General features: G+C 53.3%; 20 protein-coding genes, 1 pseudogene and 1 riboswitch. Of the genes and pseudogenes, 13 read left to right on the top strand and 8 right to left on the bottom strand.

Going from position 1 to position 25,362, the window contains the following annotated elements:
• The first annotated feature begins 231 nt into the window (after positions 1-231).
• The 7 genes from argC (at position 232) to argF (ending at position 9,951) form a co-directional block, all read left to right on the top strand.
• A complete protein-coding gene (argC, locus tag JQC72_RS00395; RefSeq protein ID WP_205492142.1) occupies positions 232-1,266 on the top strand; it encodes an N-acetyl-gamma-glutamyl-phosphate reductase in 1,035 nt (344 codons plus the stop codon).
• Between the two features lie 35 nt (positions 1,267-1,301).
• On the top strand, positions 1,302-2,570 hold the full coding sequence (gene argJ, locus JQC72_RS00390) for a bifunctional glutamate N-acetyltransferase/amino-acid acetyltransferase ArgJ (RefSeq protein WP_205492141.1): 1,269 nt from the start codon (positions 1,302-1,304) through the stop codon (positions 2,568-2,570).
• Positions 2,571-2,705: 135 nt separating this feature from the next.
• Positions 2,706-3,497, top strand: a complete 792-nt coding sequence (argB, locus tag JQC72_RS00385) for an acetylglutamate kinase (protein WP_205492140.1) — start codon at positions 2,706-2,708, stop codon at positions 3,495-3,497.
• Positions 3,498-3,503: 6 nt separating this feature from the next.
• Positions 3,504-4,706: an acetylornithine transaminase gene (gene argD, locus JQC72_RS00380; protein WP_205492139.1), complete on the top strand. Its 1,203-nt coding sequence runs from the start codon at positions 3,504-3,506 to the stop codon at positions 4,704-4,706.
• Positions 4,666-5,736, top strand: coding sequence for a carbamoyl phosphate synthase small subunit (locus JQC72_RS00375; RefSeq protein ID WP_205492138.1), 1,071 nt, complete (start codon positions 4,666-4,668; stop codon positions 5,734-5,736). The genes argD and JQC72_RS00375 overlap by 41 nt, the downstream gene beginning before the upstream one ends.
• Positions 5,726-8,995 carry a carbamoyl-phosphate synthase (glutamine-hydrolyzing) large subunit gene (carB, locus tag JQC72_RS00370; RefSeq protein ID WP_205492137.1) on the top strand — a complete coding sequence of 1,090 codons (3,270 nt, stop codon included), beginning with the start codon at positions 5,726-5,728 and terminating at the stop codon, positions 8,993-8,995. Before JQC72_RS00375 ends, carB begins: the two co-directional genes overlap by 11 nt.
• A complete protein-coding gene (gene argF, locus JQC72_RS00365; protein ID WP_335342364.1) occupies positions 8,992-9,951 on the top strand; it encodes an ornithine carbamoyltransferase in 960 nt (319 codons plus the stop codon). The genes carB and argF overlap by 4 nt, the downstream gene beginning before the upstream one ends.
• Before the next feature lie 177 nt (positions 9,952-10,128).
• On the opposite strand, the gene JQC72_RS00360 is transcribed toward argF, so the two are convergent.
• Positions 10,129-11,490, bottom strand: a complete 1,362-nt coding sequence (locus JQC72_RS00360; protein ID WP_205492135.1) for a vWA domain-containing protein — start codon at positions 11,488-11,490, stop codon at positions 10,129-10,131.
• A gap of 259 nt (positions 11,491-11,749) precedes the next feature.
• On the opposite strand from JQC72_RS00360, the gene JQC72_RS00355 reads away from it, so the two are divergent.
• The 4 genes from JQC72_RS00355 to JQC72_RS00340 all read left to right on the top strand — a co-directional run bounded on the left by JQC72_RS00355 (position 11,750) and on the right by JQC72_RS00340 (position 16,632).
• Positions 11,750-13,153 carry an MFS transporter gene (locus tag JQC72_RS00355; RefSeq protein WP_205492134.1) on the top strand — a complete coding sequence of 468 codons (1,404 nt, stop codon included), beginning with the start codon at positions 11,750-11,752 and terminating at the stop codon, positions 13,151-13,153.
• Positions 13,154-13,352: 199 nt separating this feature from the next.
• Positions 13,353-14,117 (top strand): ABC transporter ATP-binding protein, encoded by a 765-nt coding sequence (locus tag JQC72_RS00350; protein WP_205492233.1) that lies wholly within the window; start codon positions 13,353-13,355, stop codon positions 14,115-14,117.
• A 37-nt stretch (positions 14,118-14,154) separates the two neighbouring features.
• Positions 14,155-15,399 carry an ABC transporter permease gene (locus tag JQC72_RS00345; RefSeq protein ID WP_205492133.1) on the top strand — a complete coding sequence of 415 codons (1,245 nt, stop codon included), beginning with the start codon at positions 14,155-14,157 and terminating at the stop codon, positions 15,397-15,399.
• A 243-nt stretch (positions 15,400-15,642) separates the two neighbouring features.
• Positions 15,643-16,632 (top strand): hypothetical protein, encoded by a 990-nt coding sequence (locus tag JQC72_RS00340; RefSeq protein WP_205492132.1) that lies wholly within the window; start codon positions 15,643-15,645, stop codon positions 16,630-16,632.
• A gap of 435 nt (positions 16,633-17,067) precedes the next feature.
• Here JQC72_RS00340 and JQC72_RS00335 read toward each other — a convergent pair whose 3' ends face one another.
• The 6 genes from JQC72_RS00335 to JQC72_RS00310 all read right to left on the bottom strand — a co-directional run bounded on the left by JQC72_RS00335 (position 17,068) and on the right by JQC72_RS00310 (position 21,669).
• A complete protein-coding gene (locus JQC72_RS00335) occupies positions 17,068-17,805 on the bottom strand; it encodes an ABC transporter ATP-binding protein (RefSeq protein ID WP_205492131.1) in 738 nt (245 codons plus the stop codon).
• Entirely contained in the window at positions 17,789-18,562 is a 774-nt protein-coding gene (locus JQC72_RS00330; protein WP_205492130.1) for an ABC transporter permease, read from the bottom strand. The genes JQC72_RS00335 and JQC72_RS00330 overlap by 17 nt, the downstream gene beginning before the upstream one ends.
• Positions 18,546-18,845 (bottom strand): thiamine-binding protein, encoded by a 300-nt coding sequence (locus JQC72_RS00325; protein WP_205492129.1) that lies wholly within the window; start codon positions 18,843-18,845, stop codon positions 18,546-18,548. The genes JQC72_RS00330 and JQC72_RS00325 overlap by 17 nt, the downstream gene beginning before the upstream one ends.
• 1 nt (position 18,846) lies before the next feature.
• Positions 18,847-19,845 (bottom strand): ABC transporter substrate-binding protein, encoded by a 999-nt coding sequence (locus tag JQC72_RS00320; RefSeq protein ID WP_205492128.1) that lies wholly within the window; start codon positions 19,843-19,845, stop codon positions 18,847-18,849.
• An 83-nt stretch (positions 19,846-19,928) separates the two neighbouring features.
• Positions 19,929-20,037: riboswitch (TPP riboswitch) on the bottom strand.
• 308 nt (positions 20,038-20,345) lie between these two features.
• A complete protein-coding gene (locus tag JQC72_RS00315; RefSeq protein WP_205492127.1) occupies positions 20,346-21,356 on the bottom strand; it encodes a zinc-binding dehydrogenase in 1,011 nt (336 codons plus the stop codon).
• A gap of 10 nt (positions 21,357-21,366) precedes the next feature.
• Positions 21,367-21,669: a helix-turn-helix domain-containing protein gene (locus tag JQC72_RS00310; protein ID WP_302104368.1), complete on the bottom strand. Its 303-nt coding sequence runs from the start codon at positions 21,667-21,669 to the stop codon at positions 21,367-21,369.
• Between the two features lie 662 nt (positions 21,670-22,331).
• Here JQC72_RS00310 and JQC72_RS00305 point away from each other — a divergent pair.
• Positions 22,332-23,573, top strand: coding sequence for an MFS transporter (locus JQC72_RS00305; protein WP_205492125.1), 1,242 nt, complete (start codon positions 22,332-22,334; stop codon positions 23,571-23,573).
• 134 nt (positions 23,574-23,707) lie between these two features.
• Here the strand turns inward: JQC72_RS00305 and JQC72_RS00300 are convergent, their stop codons facing one another.
• Positions 23,708-24,226 (bottom strand): AAA family ATPase, encoded by a 519-nt coding sequence (locus JQC72_RS00300; RefSeq protein WP_302104347.1) that lies wholly within the window; start codon positions 24,224-24,226, stop codon positions 23,708-23,710.
• Positions 24,227-24,489: 263 nt separating this feature from the next.
• Between JQC72_RS00300 and JQC72_RS00295 the strand changes: the two are divergent.
• Positions 24,490-25,152, top strand: a pseudogene (locus JQC72_RS00295) (ABC transporter ATP-binding protein); the annotation flags it as partial.
• Between the last annotated feature and the right edge of the window lie 210 nt (positions 25,153-25,362).

Below are 25,362 nucleotides of genomic sequence, written 5' to 3'. Positions count from 1 at the left end.
TTCCCGAATGACGAGTGGTTGATTTGGTCGGCAGTCTCAGTGAAAGCCATTGGGGCAAGCCGGAGAACGGCTTTTTTACGGGCATTTGGTCACGCGTTTTGATTTTCTTGGAATCGTCCCTCAAAACGGGGGCGATTTTTTTTGTGTCGAAATGAAAAAAGGGGTTGAATAAATATTACTATGGCCGTATAATGATACAAACTTCGACCGCGTGAGGAGGTAGCTTATCCAGTGAAAGCAGTGGTGATCGGATCGACGGGCTATGGTGGCGTCGAATTGATCCGATTGTTGCAAGGGCACCCGAATGCCGAGATCGGCGCGATGGTTTCTTCTTCCTCGGCGGGAAAACCGCTTGGAGAAGTGTACCCACACGCGGCACACCTCACGTTCACCTTGGAGGAAATGGACGTTGACGGTATCGCGGAAGCGGGGGAAGTGATCTTTTTTGCCACACCTCCCGGCGTCAGCGGCAAATGGGCTGCTGCCTTTTTGGAGAGAGGGAAGATCGTGATCGATCTTTCCGGAGATTTTCGATTGGGGAACCCTGACATCTATCAACAGTGGTACCAACGGGAACCCGCACCGGTCGAATGGATGGAACGGGCGGTGTACGGGTTGAGTGAATGGTACAAAGAGCAAGTCGCCGAGGCGACGTTGATCGCCAACCCGGGATGTTATCCGACAGCCACGTTGCTGGCGGTTTTGCCATTATTGAAAGAGGGACTCATTCAGACTTCCCCGCTGGTGGTGGACGCCAAATCGGGCGTATCCGGCGCGGGACGGGGATTAAGCGAATCCAAACTGTACTGCGAAGTGAACGAAAATCTGTACCCATACAAAATTGGGGTACATCAGCATACACCCGAGTTGGAGCGGTTTGCGGCAGCGGAATCTGGTGAGCCGGTGAAAATACTGTTCACGCCGCACCTGGTTCCCATGAACCGCGGGATTCTGGCCAACATATACGCCCAAGCGAACCCGGGCGTAACCGGTCAAGATGTGGCTGACTGCTATCGGTCGTACTATGAAAACGCCCCATTTGTTCGGTTGAAACCTGAAGGAGAATGGCCACAGACCAAGCACGTGCGCGGCAGCAATTTCTGCGATCTGGGATGGCATGTGGATGAACGGACGGGAATCGTCACTGCCGTTGCCGCGATCGACAATTTGATGAAAGGAGCGGCGGGCCAGGCGGTGCAAAACCTGAATCTCCGGATGGGATGGCCGGAAACGGCGGGTTTGGAAGGATTACCGTTGTATCCGTGATAGAGACTCGTTGAGAAAAAGGGGAGAAACGAAAAATGAGCGGAACGGACGTGGCCCAGCTACAACAAACGACGATTGGCGCGTTTTCGGTGGTGGAGCATCCACGGATCCATTCGCCCAAAGGGTTTAACGCAGCGGGTTTGCACTGTGGCATCAAACGGAAACGGAAAGATCTCGGTTGGATCGTCTGTGAGGTTCCCGCTTCCGCCGCCGCCGTGTACACGATGAACGCTTTTCAGGCGGCGCCTTTGAAAGTGACGCGCGAGAGCTTGGAAAAAGAGCATCACCTGCAGGTGATGCTGGTCAACAGCGGCAATGCCAATGCCTGTACCGGCCCGCAGGGAGAAGCGGATGCGTACCGGATGCGCAGGGAAACGGCGGAATTATTCGGGATCTCTGAGCATTTGGTCGGTGTCGCTTCCACCGGGGTGATCGGTGAATTGCTGCCGATGGACCGGATTTCGGCAGGGATTCGCGCTTTGCGGGAGCAAATGGATCATGATGTGAGAGACAGCGGTCACGACGATTTCGCCCAGGCCATCTTGACCACCGACACTTGCACCAAAGCCGTGGAAGTGGTGGTCACGGTTGAAGGTCAGGAAGTGAAAATCGCCGGTGTGGCCAAAGGATCAGGCATGATTCATCCCAATATGGCAACCATGTTGGCCTTTCTTACGACGGATGCGGTGATCGAACCGGCGGTATTGAGGGGACTGCTCAGAGAAGTGACGGATGAAACATTCAACATGATCACCGTCGATGGCGACTGCAGCACCAATGACATGGTGGTTGCGATGGCAAGCGGATTGGCTGCACACCCCACCGCCCTTCAGCCGGATCATCCGGATTGGCCAGCGTTCCGCTCGGGTTTCGCTTATGTATGTCGCCGTTTGGCGCAGATGATTGCACGAGACGGAGAAGGAGCGACCAAGCTGGTGGAGGTGACCGTCAGTGGTGCTCCGACGCAGGAGACGGCACGGCAGGCGGCCAAGGCGGTGGTGGGTTCCAATCTGGTCAAATCGGCGGTGTTCGGTGCCGACCCCAACTGGGGGCGAATACTCTGCGCGGTCGGATATGGTGCGCCGTTGATTGATCCCGTTTCAGTGGATGTGAAGATCGGAGAGATTCCGGTCGTGAAAAACGGTTTGCCCGTCCCGTTTGACGAAGAAGCAGCCCAATTGGTATTGGCCGGTGACATGGTGAAATTCCATGTCGACCTGCATCAGGGAGAGTTTGAGGCGACGGCATGGGGATGCGACCTGACATACGAATACGTGCGTATCAACGCTTGTTACCGGACATGATGTCTGCAATTGGCATCCGATGTCCCGGAGCGATGTTGACAAAAAGCGCCGGGGCAGGGTGCTGATTTTCTGGTTGATCTGCATATTTATACATGATCGTGTTTTTATATACAGACCGGAGAGGAGAGAGGCGACATGGATACCGGCAATATCATGGTCATCAAAATCGGCGGCAGTGTGACGGATCAGCTTCATCCATCGTTCTTTTCCACCTGCGTCTCTCTCTGGGAGCGGGGGTGGCAGCCCATCATCGTACACGGAGGCGGTCCCTGGATCAACCGCTGGCTGGAGAAAGCCGGGATCACGCCCCGCTTTGTTGACGGATTGCGCATCACGGACGCCGATACATTGGAAGTGGTCGAGATGGTACTGGCCGGTGTGATGAACAAACATTTGGTTACGCGGTTCACCCAAGCCGGTGCGCGGGCAATCGGAATCAGCGGGGTTGACGGCGAGCTGCTTCGGGTGAAACAACGCGATCCCGCCCTGGGTTATGTGGGCGACGTGACGGAGGTAAACCCAGGTATTTTGCAGGGGTTGCTGGATCAAGGATGGTTGCCCGTCGTCGCATCGCTGGGTGTGGATGCAACCGGTCAACACTACAACGTCAACGCCGATCACGTCGCGGGGGCAATTGCACAGGCGCTGAAGGCGCACACCTTGGCTCTGGTGACCGACGTCCCCGGCATCTGGAAGGTGGAAAACGGGCAGAAGCGTGTACTGCGACGCGTCACACCCGAGCAGATTGACGACATGATCGAAGATGGCACGATCGCCGGCGGCATGATCCCAAAAGTGACAGCCGGGATGCGGTGCTTGAGCGGTGAAGTGGAACGCGTGATGATCGTCGACGGACGCGCTCCGCAGGAGTGGAAAGACGATAACCAAACGGTGTTTGCAGGCACCAGCATTGTAAGGGAGTGGTGAGGAACCGTGGCTTTGTTTCCGACCTACACGCGGGTTCCGGTCCGCGTGGCGAGTGGCAGTGGCAGTATCCTGCTGGATGAAGACGGCAAGCGTTATCTGGATTTCACTTCCGGTTTGGGCGTGTGCAACCTGGGTCATTGCCACCCGGCCGTGACGACGGCAGTGGAGGCCCAGCTGAAACAATTGTGGCATGTGTCCAATTTGTTTCACATTCCGTTGCAGGAACAGGTGGCGGATTTGCTGGTGCAAGCCAGCGGCCTGGGAGCGGTATTTTTCTGCAACAGCGGGGCGGAGGCAAACGAAGCGGCCATCAAACTGGCGCGGAAATACGCCCGTGAAAAACAGGGGATCGAACGTCCCGTCATTCTCACGTTCCGAAAATCCTTTCATGGCAGGACGCTGGCCACATTGACGGCGACGGGGCAGGACAAGGTGAAAACGGGGTTTGACCCCTTGCCGGAAGGCTTCGTTTACGCCACTTATAACGACTTGAGATCGGTAGAAGAGGCACTGACCCCGGATGTGGCCGGAGTGTTTCTGGAACTGGTACAGGGTGAAGGAGGCGTCCGGCCCGCCGATCCGGCGTTTGTGGAGGGATTGGCCCGGTTGTGCGCCGACAAGGGTGTGCTTCTGATGGTGGATGAAGTGCAGACCGGAATCGGACGGACCGGCAAACTGTTCGCCTGTGAACATTATGGTATCGTGCCGGATATCATGACGTTGGCCAAAGGGTTGGGGAACGGGATGCCGGTTGGGGCGATGCTGGCCCAAGCCAAATATGCGGATGTGTTCGGACCAGGTTCGCACGCCTCCACGTTTGGTGGCAATCCGCTGGCGATGGCGGCCGCAAGGGCGGTACTCACGGAGATGACGGAATCGGATGTGTTGTCTCGGGCGGCAGAGCACGGCACCTGGCTGATCACCCGTTTGAAAGAGAAGGTGGAGGGTCGGCCAGGAGTGGTGGAAGTACGCGGGTTGGGACTGATGATCGGGATCGAGTTGAACCAACCCGTCACCCCGGTGATCGAGGCTGCTCGTCGACGCGGTTTGCTGGTGAGCCCTGCGGGACCGCAGGTTGTTCGTTTGTTGCCGCCGCTGGTCACGAAGCGTGCCCAATTGGAAGAAGCGGTGGATATCCTGACAGCCGCATTGGAGGAGGTGGAGAAGGGTGAAAGCGTATCTGGTGTTGGACACGGGGGACGTATATGAAGGCACTTGGATCGGGCGTCCGTCGGAAGTGTTGGGCGAAGTGGTGTTCACCACCGGTATGACCGGTTACCAGGAGGTACTGACCGATCCGTCCTATGCGGGACAGATCGTGACGTTTACCTATCCGCTGTTGGGCAATTACGGTATCGTGCCGGGAGAGGAGGAGAGCATCCGCCCGCACTGCGCCGGTGTTATTTTGAGTGAAGCATACGAGCAGGCGGACACCTCATTGGGTGAATGGCTGCACCGTCACGGCGTGACCGGCATCGCCGGCGTGGATACGCGCACGGTGGTGAAGATTGTCCGTGAAAAGGAATGCGTGCGTGGGGTGATCTCCCCCGTACCGAATCCGCAGGTGAAAGAATGGCCCGATCCCTGTTCCCTGCGCTGGGTGAGCCAAGTGTCGGTGACCAGTCCCGTGACCTATACCGGAGAACCCTTCGCTCCCCATATCGTGCTGGTGGATTTCGGGGCGAAAGCCTCCATTTTGCGGTCATTGCAGGAGTTGGGTTGCCGGGTGACCGTGGTACCGTTCCATCTGTCTCCGTCGGAGGTGGCCAAATTGGAACCCGACGGATTGCTCTTTTCCAACGGACCCGGTGATCCGAAAGCGTTATTGCCATATTTGTCCGAGTGGGTGCCGTTCATCCAACGCATCCCCACGTTGGGCATTTGCCTAGGCCATCAGTTGCTGGCTTTGGCGATGGGGGGGGACACGGCCCGCCTGTCGTTCGGCCATCGCGGAAGCAATCATCCCGTCAAGGAACTGGAAACAGGACGGGTGTGGATCACGTCGCAAAACCACGGATACGCGGTGCGTGAAGAATCGCTGGACCCGGCCCAATGGCGGGTGACGCACCGACATATCCACGACGGATCAGTGGAGGGAATCGCCCACCGGCAATACCCGATTCAGGGCGTGCAATTCCATCCCGAGGCACATCCGGGGCCGTCGGATGCTGCGGAAATCTTCCAGCGTTTCATCGAGACGGTACAGCAGAAGAGGAAGGTGACGATCCATGTCGGCTGATGCAGTGAATCCGGAACAACCGGCGCCAAACCCACAACCTGTTCGCAGCGTGCTGGTGATCGGCTCCGGTCCGATCGTGATCGGTCAGGCCGCCGAATTCGACTATTCCGGTACGCAGGCCTGTCTGGCGCTGAAGGAAGAGGGTATCCGCGTCATCCTGATCAACAACAACCCGGCCACGATGATGACCGATCCGGATGTGGCCGATGTCATCTACATGGAACCGCTCACCGTCGAGGTGGTGACGGAGATTATCAAGCGGGAGCGGCCCGATGGCTTGCTGGCCACGATGGGCGGGCAAACGGGTCTCAACCTGGCGGTGGCCCTGCATGAAAAAGGGATACTGGAGCAATACGGTGTCCGTCTGCTCGGAACGCCGATCGAGACGATCATCAAAGGAGAGGATCGGGAAGCATTCAAGCAGATGATGGCGGACATCGGAGAACCCGTCCCCCGGAGCCAAACTGTGTCGACGGTGGAGGAAGCGGTGGCATTTGCCGGAGAAATCGGCTACCCCGCCATCATCCGCCCGGCCTACACCCTGGGCGGGTTCGGCGGCGGGATCGCCCGGAATGAAACGGAGCTGCGCGAGATCGCCCGCAAAGGCCTCGCGGCCAGCCCCATCCGCCAGATTCTCGTGGAACAGAGCATTTTGGGATGGAAAGAGATTGAATATGAAGTGATGCGGGATCAGGCCGATACGTGCATTACCGTGTGCAATATGGAAAACATCGACCCCGTCGGTATCCACACCGGGGACAGCATCGTCGTGGCCCCGTCACAAACGTTGACCGACCGTCAGTATCAACAGTTGCGGACGGTGGCGTGCAAAGTGATCCGTGCCCTGGGCGTGATCGGCGGGTGTAACATCCAATTCGCCGTTCATCCCGAGACGGGGGAATACGCCATCATCGAGGTGAATCCGCGGGTCAGTCGTTCCAGTGCGCTGGCTTCCAAGGCGACGGGGTATCCGATCGCCCGCATCGCCGCCAAATTGGCGGTGGGATACCGCCTGGACGAGTGTATCAACCCTGTGACGGGCCACACGTTTGCCAGCTTTGAGCCGGCGCTGGATTACGTGGTGGTCAAATTGCCGCGTTGGCCGTTCGATAAATTCCCGTACGGGGAACGCAAGCTCGGCACACAGATGAAGGCCACCGGGGAAGTAATGGCGCTCGGTCGCAACTTGGAATCGGCCATGTACAAAGCGATCCGCTCATTGGACATGGGATTGGACGCGCTGGTATTGCCCCAATTTGCCGACTGGAGCGACGAAGCGTTGATACAAGGCTTGAAGGAAGCCGACGACCGGCGTCTGTTCCTGATCGGAGAAGCCTTCCGTCGCGGCTGGAGTGTGGATCAGGTGCATCAGCTCACCGGCATTACGCACTTTTTCCTGCACAAACTGCAGCAGATGGTGGAGCTGGAACGGCAACTGGCGGGGCACACTTGGGAATCGGTTCCTGACGATCTGTTGAAAAAAGCCAAGGAATGGGGTGTGGCCGACTCCTGGTTGGCACGGACGTGGGGTGTTTCGGAAAACTGGTTGCGTGCACGCTTGCAACAAAAAGGATGGTCTCCGTCATACAAATGGGTGGATACCTGTGCCGCCGAGTTTGTCGCGGAAACCCCGTACTTTTACTCCACCTGGAAAGGCAATGACGAAGTGGAGACCGCATCCGCCGAGCGTCGCGTCTTGGTGGTCGGTTCGGGGCCGATCCGGATCGGGCAGGGCATTGAATTCGACTACTGCTCGGTACACACGGTGAAAGCCCTCAAAAAATGGGGAATCTGCGCCGTGGTAGTGAACAATAATCCCGAGACGGTCAGCACCGACTACGCCACGGCCGACAGATTGTATTTCGAACCGCTCACCGTCGAAGACGTCTGGCATGTCGCCGAAAAAGAGCTGGTCGATGGCGTGATGGTGCAAACCGGCGGGCAGACGGCGGTCAAATTGATTCAGGGCCTGGAGAAAGCAGGTTTGCGTTTGTACGGCACCTCGTCCGATGCGATCGATCGGGTGGAGGATCGGGAGCTGTTTTACCGCTGGTTGAATGAGCTGGAGATCCCGCACATTCCGGGGGCAACAGCCGCCTCTCCCGAGGAGGTTTTCGCACTGGCGGAGAAGCTGGGTTATCCCCTGTTGTTGCGTCCTTCTTATGTGATTGGCGGACAGGGGATGATGGTGGTACACAGCCCCGCCCAACTGGCTGCCGTAATGGCAACGTACGATCAGTATGGCGTGACGGAAGCCGCTTATCCGCTCCTGCTGGACCGGTTCATGGAAGGAATCGAAGTGGAGGTGGACGCCGTCACCGACGGTCGGGACGTTGTCATCCCTGTGTTGGTCCAGCATGTGGAACGGGCCGGTGTTCATTCCGGTGACAGCATTTCGTTCCTGCCGGCGATCGACCTGCCCGACGCGGTACGCGACCGGCTGGTTGATTACACGGAGCGGATGGCTCGTTCCCTGTCACACAAAGGGTTGCTCAACATCCAATTCGTCATCCACGACGGAGAGGTGCGCGTGTTGGAAGTCAACCCGCGTGCATCCCGTACTGTGCCCATCGTCAGCAAGGTGACAGGGGTACCGATGATCGAGTGGGCTACCCGGGTGCAGATGGGCGAAGCCCTGGCCGATTTCGCCCCGACGGGACTGCTTCCTCCGCCTCCGATCGTGGCAGTGAAAGCGCCGGTGTTTTCCGCTGCCAAATTGCCCGGCGTCGATCCCGTCCTCGGCCCCAATATGAAATCGACCGGTGAAGTGTTGGGGATGGGTTCCACACCGGAGATCGCCATGAAAAAAGTATTGCCGTCGGCTGTCGGTGCACCTTTGCCCGAACTGAATTCCCGCACCCGGGTGTTGTTGTCAGTATCCGACGTCAAAAAGCATGAGCTCGGCTCGCTGGTTCGTGAACTGTCCGCCAAAGGGGTCTCGCTTTACGGAACGCCTGGGACAGCCCGTTATATCCTGCAGCAATGGGGAGTCGAGGTGAAGAGCCTGACCGAGGAGGAGTGGACGGAATGGTTGAAGGCCAATGGCGACAAAGTCGTCGTCAATGTGGCCACCCGTGGCAATGATCCCAAGCGCGCGGGGTATCGACTGCGCCGGGCGTGTCTGGCATGGCAGGTGCCTTGCTTCACTTCCCTGGAGACGTTTCTCTGGTATGTCCGCATCGCTGAAGAGCCTACTCCGGTGGAGCAGGCGTTGGTTCCCATTACCGCAACCGGATGGAAGGAGGTCGTCCGACCGTGAGTGTCGCATTGGTTCCCGTACAAGCAGAACCGTTGAAAGGACGGGACTGCCTGTCGCTGGCAGATTGGAAACCGGAAGAAATTGAACTGATTTTGGATGTGGCCCAAAAATTGAAGGAAAAACAGCGCCGCGGAGAGCGCTACACTCCGTTGGCCGGCAAAACGCTGGCCATGATTTTCGACAAACCGTCCACCCGGACGCGGGTATCGTTTGAAACGGGGATTGCCCAACTTGGGGGATATGCGCTCTCATTGAACCGAAATGAACTGCAATTGGGCCGGGGTGAGACCATCGCGGACACCGCCCGCGTACTGTCCCGCTACGTGGACGGGATCCTGATCCGCACCTTTGAGCACCGCACCGTGATCGAATTGGCCCGGTACGCCGAGGTGCCCGTCATCAACGGACTGACCGACCTGCACCATCCGTGTCAGGTGTTGGCCGACCTGCTCACCCTTCGGGAGAAAAAAGGATCGTTGGTCGGCTTGAAGCTGGCTTTCGTGGGCGATGGGAACAACGTGGCCCATTCCCTCCTTCACGGTTGTGCAGCGATGGGCGTTCACATTTCTGTCGCCGCTCCGGAAGGGTATCAGCCGTTGTCGGAAGTGGTGGAGGAAGCACGGCAAATCGCCAAGGATACGGGAGCGGAGATCACGATTACGACCGACCCGGCTGAAGCGGTCCAGCAGGCCGATGCCGTCTATACCGATGTGTGGGCCAGCATGGGTCAGGAAGAGGAAAAAGAACTCCGCAAACAAATCTTCGGCGGCTATCAGGTGGATGCGGAATTGATGAGCAAGGCGAAGCCGGATGCCGTTTTCCTCCACTGCCTGCCCGCCTATCGCGGATGGGAAGTGACCGCCGACGTATTGGACGGACCGCAATCGGTCGTGTGGGATCAAGCGGAAAACCGCCTGCACGCCCAGAAAGCGCTGATGTTGTTGTTGATGGGTTGAGCGTGAATGATAGGTTAGGCGTGTCTGTCATTTCCAGAGGGTATACCAGACACACCATTGTGCCAGCGCCTATCTCCGCATCGGGGCCAAAACATCACCAATGGAAACAAGCTGCTATTATCATGAAAAAATCCTGTAAGCCGCGAATATATGCAGGCTTACAGGATTTTTGCCTTTTCACGGCATATAGGTTTCCGCTTTGGCGTTTTCCCGCTCTTTGATTTTATCCAGCAAGTTCATGATACGGTTATAGGCATCATCAATTTCTTTCATTTTTTGATCTTGAAGCTTGGCTTGATATTCTTTTAACTTTTCCCGACGTTTGTCCAGTTTTTTTGTTACAGCTCCATCATATCCGCCCATGGTTTCCGGGATGATTTTTTGATCGACCAAGAACTGGACTGCGGCTGTCATGTGTTCATATTCCGTGTCGCTCAAGCTCCCGATCTTTCCGGGGTCAACGGCGCTTCCCAGCAGATCCCAGATATATTCATAAGCTCGTTGCCGTTCCCAGAAGAGGCGATTGATGTTATCAATGCTCCACCAATTCAATTCATTCACACGGCCGATATATGTCCAGATGTCAAACCCGTCCCGCAATTCTTCGCCGGAGCTGGCATTGGTGAATTCTCCGCCTCCCGCTTTGGCTACTTGCTCCAATGCCTTCTGGCTTTTGTCATCCAAATCAAACCCGATAATGTTGATGACGGCTTTCACTTTGGATTGATGCAACGCTTTCGCTTCTTTCACCGGATCGCCGCCACAGGATTCAATACCGTCACTCACCACATACACGACGTTTTCCTCATCGGGATGAGCCGCTTGTAAATCTTGCCCCGCTCCTCTGATCGCCGCTGCAAGCGGAGTCCAACCGGACGGTTTCAATGAGTTGACGACTTTCGTAAACTTGTCTTCTTGATATGTAGACAATGGATACAGCTCTTCCGTACTGGCACAGGAAATCGCTTTATCTTTTGGTTGGTTGCTGCCTTTGTGCCCGTAAGCGCGAATGGAGATGCGCACGTCTCCTTCAAGTGATTTGGCAAACTCTTTCACCGCTTGTTTTGCCTCTTCCATCTTGGTGTTTCCATTCACTTTACCAGCCATACTGCCGCTGGAATCGATCAGGATGACGATATTTTTCTTTTTCACTTTCTTTTCATTCTTACCGTCGCCCTGTTGCCGGTTCGGATCGAAATTTCCCAGTTTACTTAAGGCAAATGAAGGTTTGTACGCTTTCGCTTCTTTGATGATGGGTTTGTAATCCTCCGCCAATAGCCACACCAAGCGCGTATACACTTGATCGGCAGTCAGATTTTTTGGCCATTTCTTCAACTCTTGTTGTACCTTCGTTTCGTCATATTTGTCTCCCGCATACTTCCCCGGTCCTTCTGTGGCCATACCTTCTGCCGTCGTGGCCGCTGTTTTCACGATCGGCTTTTTAGGTGCGGCTTTCTCGGGCTGATCTGCTGCACCCGTACAGGCGGATGCGAGAAAAACGATAATCAACAGAACACTGAGAAATGAGAGCTTCTTCATCAATAACCTCCTCCCAAATCTATTCTTGCATTCATTATACAAATTGAGAAGGAATCGGAAAGATGAAAAGCGGTGCATTACGATATTGCAAATTTTTATTGATCCATCATGATGATCATAGTACGATGAGGAAGGAAACAACAGGATGAAGGCCGACATTATCAGTACAGACTTATGGATCTGTCCCCCTTATCGGTTCTTGATCATTGAAAGAGAAAAATCAGCGTACCCTACAATTTTATAACCGGAGGTGATCATCGTGACATGGGTACAACAGCGATGGTTGATCTTTTGCATTGCTTCGGGTGTGTTTGCCAGCGTGATGAGCACCTCCATGCTCGCCATTGCGTTTCCCGATCTCGTCCAATTCTTTTCGATCAGTTATGAGACACTTCAGTACAGAAACATCCTGTTCTTTACTTTTTTTGCGGTCGGGCTTCCGTTTTTCGGCAAAATCACGGATCGCATCGGTGCCCGACCGATGTATTTGACGGGGTTGTCCCTGTTTGTTTTGTCCTGTTTGATGTGCAGCGTGATGACCCGTTGGTACGGCTTTTTGTTTTTCCAATCAACACAGGCTGTTGCCGATGCGATGATCGTCCCGGCGATCGTGACACTGATCCGGCACCATTTTCCCGACGAGCGGGTGGGGTGGGCATTCGGCTGGTTTTCTGCCACACTGTCATTGGCCACCATCGTGGGACCCGCTACGGGGGGATTGATTCTCAAATTCTACGAATGGCACGCGCTCTTTCTCGTTCTGGCCTTTTGCGCGCTGATCAGCCTGACGCTCGGTTGGATACGCATTCCCGCCCATCATGCGCGTGAAAACCCGTCCGAAGATGCGTCCATCCCTTGGATCAGCAGTTTGTCATTGTTGGCGGGGATCATCTTTTTGCAGATGTTTTTGTTGGAGTCGGACAACATCGTCATGCTGGTCACGGCACTTTTGGCCCTTGGCGGATTTTGCTACGGAGAGGCACGTCACACGCCTCTGTTGCCCGGAGGGTTTTATCGGAATGCCCGTTTTCTGAACGCCTGTATACGTGTCTTTCTGATTTTTATGGTGATCAACACCGTCTCCCTCTACGGTCCCGGTTATCTGCGGGATGTTCATCATTGGCCGACGGATCGAATCGGATGGGTGATCTTGGTCGAGTCGGCGATCGGAATGCTTTTGGCCAATCTGGCTGGCAGGGCGGCGGACCGGTATCCGTTGTTGGCGATGGGGGGCGGTATGGGGATGAGCCTTTTCGGGATCGGCCTGTTGTTGTGGTCGGCTTTCGGTATCGGTTCCATATGGATATTTCTCTTGATCTACTTGATCATCGGTATCGGTCATACCCTCACCATGCCCGCGCAGAACAAAATCGCGCTGCTGAGTGTTTCGAGGCGACAAACGGGCAACTATATGGGACTCTTTCAAATGATTCAGTTTATTACGGGGGCATTCGCAGCGGGTGTGTTCGGTTCACGGGTGGAGGCAGGCGGAGCGGGAAAGATTGACCTCTTGGGATTTCGGTGGACGATGTGGATCTGTGTGGGATTGTTGGTCGGAGCGTTCGTTACGGTCTTGGTGGATCGGTATCTGTCCAAAAGGCGGACGGATCAATCTGACGCCACGGCGCTGGCCGTTGACAAATCCGTTGAGGGAGAGGGATGACGTTTCAGGCAAAAGACGGCGCGTTCAAGGCGATCAGGGCGTGTAGTGGGTACGCATTGGCAGGCAGCGGCGTGTCCTTTTCCAGCGAAACGATCGTTGGGCGTGGTGAATCGTATCCGGAATCATTGATCAAACAAACACCAGTCCGACGGAAACGGAGTAGAAGGATATGGAATGGAAAGGTCAGGGACGTGTCGATATGGAAGTGTTGCAGGTCGATCTTCGGCGAGCCGGCTATGGGCAGGCGCAAGCAGTGGTCCGCGATATTTCGTTTTCCCTGAAAAGCGGTGAGATGATGGGATTGATCGGTCCCAATGGCGCAGGAAAAAGTACCACCATCAAAGCGATTTTGGGCTTGTTGAAAAACGTGGATGGTCGGGTGAGCCTGACAGGTCCCCGCCAACGGTACAGCTATGTACCGGAGCATCCCGTTCTGTACGATGATCTGACGGTGTGGGAACATCTTGAACTGGCGGCTTCCGCCTGTGAGATACCGCGTCAGGAATTTGAAAGGCAAGCCGAAACGTTGTTGGAACGGTTTCAATTGACGAACGAGAAGCATCATCTTCCACGGAGCTTTTCCAAAGGGATGCAGCAAAAGGTGATGCTGATCGTGGGATTTCTGTTGCAACCCGATCTCTATATCGTGGATGAGCCTTTTATCGGTTTGGACCCGCGGGCGACCAGGGAGCTGCTGCAATTGTTGATGGAAGAGCGCAAGCGCGGGGCAGCCGTGCTGTTGTCGACGCATGTGTTGGATACGGCGGAAAAGATCTGTGATTCGTTTCTTCTGCTTTCAGGAGGGCGATGTGTGGCACGTGGCACGTTGGCGGAGCTACGGTCAAGGATGGGGCGTGAGAAAGCTTCGTTGATGGATTGCTTCGATTTCTTTACGTCAGCCTGGGATACGTCTTCCTGCCATCTACCGAGAGCAAGCTTCCCGGAACCAAGAAAGGTTGATTGAAGAGCGGGTGGTTTTGACACTCCAGGAGGTGCAACCGATGTCTCCGCAAAAATGGTTTTTCCGAAGATGGTGGTCGGACTGCCGGTTTCAGTACCAGGTATGGCGAACCGTCATTGATTGGACGGTGGCGTTGTACCTGATCGTCCCCGGTTTGGCGATCCTCATCGATCGTTACCTCTCCTGGTGGAAAGAAGAACCGGTCTGGCTGCGCCCCTTGTCGCCTGTATTCCTGGTGGGTATGGCTTTCCTGTTGGTTTGGCTGGGGTCGTTGCGATTGTACGTCGAACCGGCTGATCAGTTGTTTTTGCTGCAACGGTCGGAGTGGATGAGGCGTTTTCTTCGCACCGGCCTTCTTTTTGCATGGATGAAGCAAGCGTTGGAAAGTTTGTGGATCGCAGTGCTGTTGTGGCCGCTGCTCCGGTATAAGATGGATCTTTCCTTTCCGGCAGTTGCCGCTTGGTGGATGTGGATCTGGCAAGCCAAAGCGTGTGTGACCCTCGTCAAAAGGAGATTGGCCGTGATGGAACGCCCTTTCCTGAAACGGGTATGGACGGTGTTGTTCTTCCTGGCGGCAGGGATCGGATTTGTCGCAGTCGGATATGGCGGGGGTGACAATCCGGCCGTATGGTTCACAGTGGCCGTGATGCTGTTTGGATGCTGGATGTTTTTGGTGCGTATGCGCATCCGGCAGCGGGGAACCTGGCTTCAGGATATCGGGTATGAACAAACTCAGCGGATGAAGTGGGTTTCGTTTATTTTAGGCAAGTCGGGCACGTTGAACCGACCTTCCTATTGGGTCAAAAAAAAGCCGTGGCTGTTCCCGCGTTCCGGCAGGATATTTCGGCAGCGGACAGCCGCTCATGTCCTTGCGGAAGCAATCATCAAATCCTTTCTTCGCAACGGCCAACAGCTGATCCAATACGGCCAATTGGTGGGCGTGTGCACAGCGGCGATCGTCGCTTCGCCGTTTTGGTTGCGATGGGGGCTATGGCTGATGTTTTCCTTGTTGCTGGGGTTCTGGGTGCGCTCCTTCTGGCGTGGGTGGTGTTCCCATGTGCTTTTTCACGTGTGGTTTCCAGAGGGGAGCATCCCGAAAAGCGGATTGGTCATCGCCTTCTCCTTTTTGCATCTGCTTGGGTTCCTCCCGCTGTCCGTAGCGGTTGGCATTGTTTCGTTCAAGCGGTTGGTGGGTATTGTGGATGATCCCCGCCGGTTGGGGGGCGGGGCGGTTAGCCGCCCACCTGTTTGCCGATTGGGAAGCGTCTGCCGGTGTGTCCGGTAGAACCGGCTTGTCTGGCTGACGACAGACTTTGTGAATGGGTTTCGGTCCTGATGCCTGATGTTTATTCAATTGCTGCATGGATTTATCCTGATAAAAATTATCGGATATGATTGAAATATGTATAAATAAGTGATATGGTGCGAGTAAAGGAATTTTTTGGGTGTTAAGGAGATGGCCTGAAATTAACTGAAGGAGAAAGGCATTTACTTGAGAGATGCATTTCATCCACATGGAGGTTTATTCATGAAATTGAAGAAATGGTCGATCGCAGTGGTTTTGATGTGTACCGTGAGCCTTGCGGGAACACCTTTGTCTACCGAAGCGAGTCCAACTCCCAGGCCATCACCAGGCCCAAGTCCAACGCCGCCAGAGGACAGGCCCAAACAGTCAAAGTTGTTTAAAGTGGGACCGACCATTCCCGGAGTTAAAAAATATGGATGGGTTCCACAAGGACTTGGCTACTTGAAATCCAAGAATTGGATTTTAATATCCAATTACTGGGATGAGGGGAAAGGCTCACAGGGTCATCCCAGCACGATATCCGTCGTGGACAGAAAAACCGGGAAATTTGTGAAAAACGTTTATTTGTATGAGAAAAAAGGCAACAAACATACGGGGCACGTGGGTGGAATCACAGTAACTCCTCATTATCTTTGGGTTGCTTCCACCACTGGTGGCAAGAATTATCTGCTGCAGTATCCTTTGAATCAACTGGTCAACAAAAAAGATGATCAACCCATTTATCCCAAAAAAATATATAATCTGAAACATGGTGTTTCTTATGTCACGTATCATTTCAAGTACGAGGGAAACCGGACAAACCCAGTGAAACAACTGTGTATCGGGAAATTCGAAGACAAGAAAGCAGGTAGCTTGTATTGCCATAACTTGGATTCCAAAGAGAATATGTCTTCAAAATATGTCTCCTATCAAACGCCATCCAATGTGCAAGGTGTAGAGTTCTACGGAAAAGATGTAAACAACCGTGGTTATATCCTCTACAGCCGATCCTTTGGCCGAAAGAAAAACAGTACCTTGGATGTCTATAAGGGACTCGGTACAACGAACAAAGTGAAATCGTTGAAGATGTACTCGATGGCCGAGGAAATTGTCCAAGTGGGAAATCAATTGTATGTCAACTATGAGTCGGGAGCGAAAAAGTACCGCCGGGGTGGCATAAAGAAAACTTACCACCTTTACTATGCCGATATCAGAAAGATCGTGAAGAATTGACACTCCACACGTCTGAAGACGTGGGATTCTTGGGTCGTTAGCGTCCGCAGTCCGTTTCCGCTTTGGACAACGCCCAAGTTCAGGGGTGTGCATCACCCCGTCCCAAGCAGTTCTGCAACAACGCTGCATGTACCCGCCTGGGCGTGCCCGTGGTATTACCGGTACGCTGGTTCTCCTTTACTCACTCTCATGGTTTTACCTGGTGGGAGTCTACGCCACCAGAACCTCCTACCATGACGTACTAAATCCTACTACCAGCAGGATGAGCACAGCTCGATGAATATTCTAACATTTCTTGTTTGCCCTGAAATCCCCGTGTAGGGGATAACGGGCAAGCTGTCTTTCATCCCACGTGGGCTTTCAGACAGCTTAGATGAAAACGGGCGCGGCTTGGTATCCCTTTGACAGCCTCAAACAAGAAATATCCCATACTTTTTACTTTGGCAAGAGGAGGCTTTCAATTTCCCGGTGCAGCGCCATCCAATCGGCTGTCCCACGCAAGGAGAAGCGGTCACCGCGGGAATATGGCACGGAGATCTCCCGAAGCACCCGCATCGGCTGCCGGCTTAGGACATAAATGCGGTCAGACAGAAGGAGCGCTTCTTCAATGCTGTGGGTGATGAAAAGAATCGTTCGCCGTTCCGTTTCCAAAACGGTTAACAGCCATTGCTGCATATGGGTGCGGGTAAGAGCGTCAAGCGCGCCGAACGGTTCATCCAGGCATAATAGCTCCTGTTTGCTGGCCAGGGCACGGATAAACGCGGCGCGCTGTTGCATGCCGCCGCTCAGCTCATGCGGATAACGTTTGGCCACATGGTCAAGCCCCGCCTTTTTTAACAAACGCTGCACATGCGAAGGATCAACGTGACCATTCAGCTCTTGGGCCAATCGGACATTTTGTTCAATCGTGCGCCAGGGAAACAGGGAGGGTTGTTGGGGCATGTAAGCGATATGCCCTTTTTTCCCGTGGATGGGTTTGCCGTCGAGCAAAATTTCTCCCCGTTTCGGCTTGTATATCCCGCCGATGAGATAAAAAAGCGTGCTTTTCCCACTCCCGGAAGGGCCGATCAAAGAGACGAATTCCCCTTGATTGACCCGGAGCGAAAGATTTTCTATGATCAATTGTCGGTCATAGGCAAAAGCCAGGTCTTTCACCTCAAGCTTCACGGCCATCTCCTCCCTTCCTGATTTGCCAACGCAATGTCCATGCTTCAATGAGGGAGATTGCGGCAAACAGGAGCAAGCTCAAGCCCGCGACCAACAAGATGGCCACAAAGACCCGATCCGTGCGGAAGGAGGAAGAGGCCAGTTGCATCATCACGCCCAACCCGTCTTTTGCTCCCAGCCATTCCGCAATCACAGCACCCATCACGCTGTAGGTGGCCGCAAGTTTGCATCCGGAAAAAAAGGAGGGAAGCGCTGACGGCCATTCCAGTTTAAAAAAACGTTGCAGGCGCGAAGCTCCCGCCATTTCCATATACATGATCAATGTTCGGTCCGTTTGCTGAAAACCGTCCAGGGTGGATACGGTGATCGGAAAGAAGCAGACCAGAGCCACGACAATCACTTTCGGTTCCATCCCAAAACCGAGCCATAGGATGAGCAAGGGGGCCAAGGCGATCAACGGGATGTTTTGCGACAAGACGAGCAGTGGGTAGATCATTTTTTTCAATAGAGCGGACAAGTGCAACACGACGGCAGATACCAAACCGATGGCCAGACCCGAGAGCAAGCCGCAGATGGCGATCCATGCGGTCGCGATCAAGTTTTCCGGTATGCGAGTCCACTCATGGGCAAGGGTCTTCAAAATCAATGAAGGGGCCGGCAACATCCAAGGATCAATGGACCACAGACGAACAGCCGCCTCCCACAGAAGCAGGAGGACGGCAAAAAACAGGATGGATGGTCCGTGGTTAAACCGTTTCATCATATTTTTGCGTCAACTCTTTCATGGTGATACCATCCACATGATGATAGATTTTCACGTGCGAAAGGATGCTGCGACAGCCCATTTTCACCATTTCTTCATTCATTTTGGCCACGATGGCCAGTAGCTCGGGCAGTTCGCCTTCCATGGTTGTTTCAAGCGGGCCGACCCGGTAAGGCACCCCGGCGTTTTGAATGATTTCTATGGCCCGGTCGACGTAGGGGATCACACTCTCCCCGCCCGGCGTATGCGGGAGGATTTGAATGCTCAAGAGTGTACTGGCCATCTCATTTTCCTCCTTGGGGCAAGAACTGATTGGTAAACGCTTTACTCGGGTCAAAGTTGCCTTCGAGCAGATGGTGCTCCTTCATCCAGTTGGCGTATCTGGCCCACACTTCTTGTTTTTGATGGCCCCAAACCGGCGCATCCGCTTGATAACGCGGACTCAGCCATTTTTGGCTTTCCTTTACCAGCTTCGGATCGAGGTCCGGAACCGCTTTGGAAAGAATGGAAGCAGCATCGTCCGGGTGGGCAATGGCATACTGATATCCTTTGCTCACGGCGCGCATAAACGCTTTGACTGTTTGCGGGTCCTGCTTGATCTCTTTTTCACTGGTGATCAACACCGGAGTATAGTAATCCAGATCTTTGGAGTAATCGGTCAGATAAATAACGTTCAGCTTCATGCCGCGAAGTTCGGCTTCAATTCCCGTCCAACCATAATAAATCCATGCAAAATCCACATTACGTTTGACGATCGAGAAGAAATCCGCATTTCCCGTGTTGATGATTTTTACCTTGTTGGGATCGGCATGATCCCCTTTCATCAGCGACGTGATCATTTGTTTTTCAACCGGAGAACCCCAACCGCCATAGGTTTTGCCCTCAAAATCCTTGGGGCGCTTGATGTTTTTGTCTGCGGGTGAAGCGAATCCCGAAGTGTTATGCTGGATGACCGCCGCAATCGAGATGATGGGAATGCCTTGGGTACGTGCTTGGGTGACATTTTCTTGGTAGCTGACGCCAAACTGGGCGCGTCCGGAAGCAACCATCTGTTCAGCGCCGCTCTGTCCCGGCTGAATCATATCCACATCCAGCCCTTCGCGTTGAAAGTAACCTTTTGCTTTCGCCACATAAAGGCCGGTATGATTGGTGTTGGGGGTCCAATCCAGGACGAGCGTCACTTTTTTCAACCCTTTGTCCGATGAACCGGCCCCCGGCGCACTGCAGGCGAAGGCCACGACCAGCAAGAGAGCCAAGCTCACGAGCCATCCGATCCGTTTCATTGATGGATTCCACCTTTCAAAAAGAAATCGATCCATAAAGTAAGCGCCTCCCTGATCCGGAGGCGCTGATATGCACAGAAAGAGAACGATATTCATCATTTCCCTACGCCGGAATTACCCGGATCAGGTTCTTAGGGTCAGTGTATCGGTACACTTTCTCAGCCGGCCATTATCCAGCTCCCCTTGAATATTCGATTGGTTCGGGCTTCATTATACGAAAGGACATCGTTTTTGTCCATAAGAGGGAGGGGATGGAAAGATTAGGAGCTCTCTTTTTCCGTAAAGTGGATCAAGTGAAAACAGCGTTTAAAAACGGCACATCTCTTACAAAGAAGAGGGCCAGAGACGCGCGTTCCGGGCTCTGCGGGGATTTCCATCGACCGTGATCAGGATTCAGAGCCGTTTTTGGTTGGAAATCAGGATCATTGCCGGAAAAAGATTGGATATAAAAGGCCCCCGAAAAGGGGGCGATCCAAACTCGAAATCAACCGTTGGAACGATTACTCGGGAATTTCCAGCAGGATTTTCCCGAACTGATCTCCCGCTTGCATCCGCTTCACTGCTTCGCTCACCTGCTCCAATGGGTACGAACGATCGATCACCGGCCGGATTTCGTGCTTTTTGAAGAAGGACAGCATTTGTTCGAACTCCTCGGCATTCCCCATGGTGCTGCCGAGGATATCCAGTTGCTTCAGGAAGATGAGCGGCATGACCAGGTTGGGGACCGGTCCGCGGGTCGCTCCGAAGGTGACGATGCGTCCGCCCGGCTTGGCAATCCGGATGAGCTGGGAAAAGGTGTCCCCGCCGACGCTGTCCACGCAAAGATCGGCCTGTCCCTCCATCCGCTCTTGCAGTTCCTTCACCCACTTCTCCGAGTTGACATTCACCCCGCCGGATGCTCCCAGCTGAAGTGCTCGTTCGATTTTTTCGTCGCTACGTGAGGAGACAAACACCCGAGCTCCGGCGGCTACAGCGATTTGGAGCAGAAAGGTGGCGACACCGCCGCCGATTCCCGGAATAAAAACCGTCTCGCCCGGCTGAAGCCGCCCGCGGGTGATGAGCGCCCGGTAAGCAGTAAGCGCTGCCAGCGGAAGAGCCGCGGCCTCTTCCCAAGTGAGGTATTCCGGTTTCGGATAGACGTTCTCCGCTGGAACTTTCACCAGCTGCGCATAGGTTCCGTCAGTGGGAACGCCCAAAATGTGAAAATCCGGTCCCTGAACCCGCGGGTTGTCCCCCCAGTTCAAGGTGGGATTGATCACCACTTCACTGCCGACGGCGACGTTGTCCACTCCTTCACCGACGGCGGCCACGATCCCCGCACCATCGGAACCGGGGATTGCCGGGAGTCGAATCCCGGGATACTGGTTGATGGTGATGAAATAATCCCTTCGGTTGAGGGCCGCGGCTTTCAGACGGACGACCACCTCTCCCCGACCGGGCGTCGGGTCCGGCACCACCTCGAATCGCAGTTGTTCCGGACCGCCAAATTCTCTGAGAACGATTGCTTTCATCTTTCCTCCCTCATTTCTGCATTCGATTTGGGGAACGTTCGTCCCACGTCCGTTCCCCACATTGGCTACCGAAAAACGCTTGAAGTGCTTTGTCCCATCGTTTGTCTGCGTCTTGAAGAACCTGAGAATGGATCTGTTTGAACTCCGGGATCTCCTGCTTGAGTTTGGGGAGTTCTGCTTCCTTGTGATCGTTCAACGTCATACCGCGTCTTTTGCAGGCGAACTTTCGTTGTTCCGCCATGAAATGGTAAACCTCGCGGCACATGCCCAGTGTCCATTTCATCTTCTTGATTTGCTCTTTCGTTGGTTTCAGCCTGAATTTCTAGTTTCCCATCACCATGATCAACTCTTTGTATGGTCTTATCTTGTATTATACAGGATTGCTACCGGTATGGATCAGAAGGGAGAACTGTCGAACTTGTGAGAGCGGAAACCCTTCCGGGTCCGACGATCGCTTTCATCCCAGGGCTGGGTTTTCCCGCTCGCTCTTGATAACACGTTAAAGCACACGATGATGTGATCAGTATGGAATCACTCGTTTGGGTACCGATTTTGCTGGCGATCTTTTGAGAAAGTGAGACGTTCAATTGTCGGATTTGTGATGATTTCGCTGTTGATTTCGAGTTATTTACTAAATATAATCAACATTATAAATTAAAAATACATAAAAAGGGGAAAAGTCATGAGAAAATGCTTGGGTTCTTAGTCTTTCGTCCTTCTTGTCGGTGTTGTCCACAAAATGAACACGATCAATTCCTACGGAGAATTTGTTACTCACAAACAACAAACGGCATCCCTCCAAGATCATCCGTACCGTCTCCCCAACCATCCGCAGCAATCGCCACCAACCTTTCCAACGGAGATTTCCAAACCACAGTGACTGACGTGTCGAGTTGATCCCACGATATCTTGCACCTATCATGTGATCGCAAAGAGGTGTGGTGTTGATTTGATCACCGGAAAGGAGCCTGAAACATGAACATCACGCTGCGGGATTTATTTCGACAGCCTCACTTTGTGAAGCTTTGGTTATCCCAGACGCTCCAATCTCTCGCGGTCGTCCTGCTCCAAGTGATCGTGATGGTAAAAGTGTACCAACACACGGACTCCGTATTTGGTTCGTCTTTGGTATTGGCTGTGATGGCTTTTGGGTCCTTTGTTGGCGGAGTCCTTGGATCGTATCACATTCATCGATATTCGTTGGTTCATCTGCTGCATGGGATCGGATGGGTTCAGGCGGGCTTCACAATCATTCTGGGGATTTTACTGTCTGACATTCGCCCCTTATTGGTATTGATCCCGCTGTTTTTCGTTGCGGCCATCGGTGCGTGGTATCAACCGGCTCGTTTCGCTTTACTCCCATTGGTCGTATCGAAAAAGGAATATATGAAAGCAGCTGGAACGCTCAATGTGATCCATCAGCTGTTTTTAATTGCGGGATGGGGATTGGGTGGGATTATTGCTGCGCTTCTTCCGTTTTACTCTGTTATTCTCATGATTTCCATATCTTTCTTTCTGTCGGGGGTATGCGTCCGCCTGATTCGACTGGATCATTCATACAAAGGGGAAAAATCCGGCAAGCCGGAACCTGCTTGGCAAATAATGATAAAAGTTGGGGTGATCCGAAATTTAACATTGATGGACATGATCGAAGCATTGGCGAATGTGATATGGAGCAGTGCCTTCATATTGGCTTTTACTTATGAGATTTTGAAAAAGGGAAGCGAATGGTGGGGATTTATCAACGCTGCCTATTGGATTGGGGGAATGGCGGGGAGTTTCATGGTCATGATGATGACCAGGCATTTGGAGAAACGGATGGGTTTGATGATTGGTTTCAGTGCACTATCCATGGCCCTGTTAACCTTTTTGTTTGCCATCAATACCAATGCGATTTTGGCTTTGGTCTTGTGTATTTTGATGGGGCCGATCTATCAAGCCAGAGAGATCTGCCAAGAGACGGTCCTCCAAGACGTCATCACTCCCAGGGAACGAGCAAATGTAATGGCGGCAAGGAATGCCATTTTGACTCCCTGGTGGGGAATGACTTATCTGATCATGGGGTGGGCAGCGGATCGAATGGATATTCAATCCATATATATTCTCGCCGCAGTTTTGTACGGGGTTACGTTTTTCATCGTTTTCCTTCATCCGCAACTAAAGGATTATCAATATGATGTCGAGGAAAAATCATCGGTTACAGACGTTGCCGAATAGATTACGACGCCTGTGTTGAAATGCGAATCGGTTTTTCTTGGGGTAGATCCGTTGACGATCCACACGGCTGAAGACGTGGGATTCCTGGGTCATTGGCGTCCGCAGTCCGTTTCCGCTTCGGACAACGTCCAGGTTCAGGGGTGTGTCGTTACCCCATCCTGCGGTTCTACAGCAACGCTGTGTACAGGATTCACATTCACAATTTTCGACCATCCTTCCTCGTAAGTGGGATATTCCATTTTCTTCGCCATTTGGTCAATCACATTTTCCGGGACGATTCTTTCACGTTCTCGATTTCGTCTTTTGCACTCGTCAACGGGCGTATGGATGACATGGATTTCTTTTTCATATTCACGAAACATATCGATCACTTGAAGTCTCCTATGCGCTTCAAGATGGGTGGAGTCAATGACAACATCATAACCGTGTTCCAAATATTCTTTTGCTCTTCCGTAAAGGGTATCAAACACTAACGCATTATTTCCCTGATACTGTACATCATTGAATAACTCCTTTCTGATCGCATCACTGGACAATACCACACAGTGATCGAATCGATTGGCATAAGTACTTTTCCCTGAGCCGGGAAGGCCCATCAGGACGATTAATTTAGGCATTTTATCCCTCCTGAAACAAGGATTTATCGTTATCATACCCACAATTGGAACGGTTTCATCACGGAAAAACAGCTGTGAGGGCTTTCCCTTGAGCGGGGTTCACCAGTTACATCAGTTACATACAGTGATCGGAACACCCCAACGTCTCTTATCGCTGGGGTGTTTGTTGATTTTGATCCTTACAAAAATGTCACTCCCACCGGTCCCGTTGTAAGACAAATCGATGGGAAGACCTGCTGGGCTACAGATACAATGGGCGTGGAACAAAAAACGGGAGGTGGCCGGGGGTGTCCGTAAAAATGCTGGAAGCTTGCAACGTATCCAAAATCGTCCGGGGCAGGAAACTGATCGACCACGTTTCCTTCGAGGTGTACCAAGGCGATATCTGCGGCCTTCTGGGTCCGAACGGCGCGGGAAAAACAACGATGATCCGCTTGTTGACAGGACTGATCTCACCGACAGCTGGAGAATTGCGGGTGAATGGGATCGATGTTCGCCAACATCGGCGAAAAGCGTTGCTGGAGCTAGGCGCCATCGTGGAATCACCGATTTTTTTCCCTTACATGACGGGAAGAAAAAATTTGCTCAATCTGGCCCGTTTACATCCCAACCTTCCGGCAGGGGAACGAAAGCGCCGGGTGGAGGAAGTGTTGCAGACAGTCGGGCTGACGGAAGCGGCCGATCAGAAAGTGAAGACCTACTCACTGGGTATGAAACAGCGGTTGGGAATCGCACAAGCGCTGTTGGGGAAACCGAAGGTCGTCATCTTGGATGAACCGGCCAACGGACTGGATCCCATGGGAATGAGGGAATTGCGTGAACTCATCATCCGACTGCGTGATCAACAAGGGTTGACGTTTTTTATATCAAGTCACCTGCTGGATGAGTTGGAACAGATGTGCAATCGGTTGGTGGTCATTCAAAAGGGGCGCTTGATTTGGCAGGGAAGAATGGAGGGATTGTCCAGAAACGATGTGTGGGTATTCACGGTACGACAAGTGGATCGGGCATTGGCAGTTTTGGCCGGGAAAGTGACAGTGAAAAAGCTGTCGTCCACCAAATTGGAAGTACAAGCCGGAGAAGAAGAAGTGGGTGAGATCAACCGGTTGCTGATGCAACACAATGTGCAGGTATCGGGAATCGAAAAGAAACAAAAGAAATTGGAAGACATT

It is taken from the genome of Polycladomyces zharkentensis (assembly GCF_016938855.1).
GTDB lineage: Bacteria > Bacillota > Bacilli > Thermoactinomycetales > JIR-001 > Polycladomyces > Polycladomyces zharkentensis.
The sequence above is the reverse complement of the archived record's forward strand: the minus strand, read 5'-3'. Positions and strand labels throughout refer to the sequence as shown.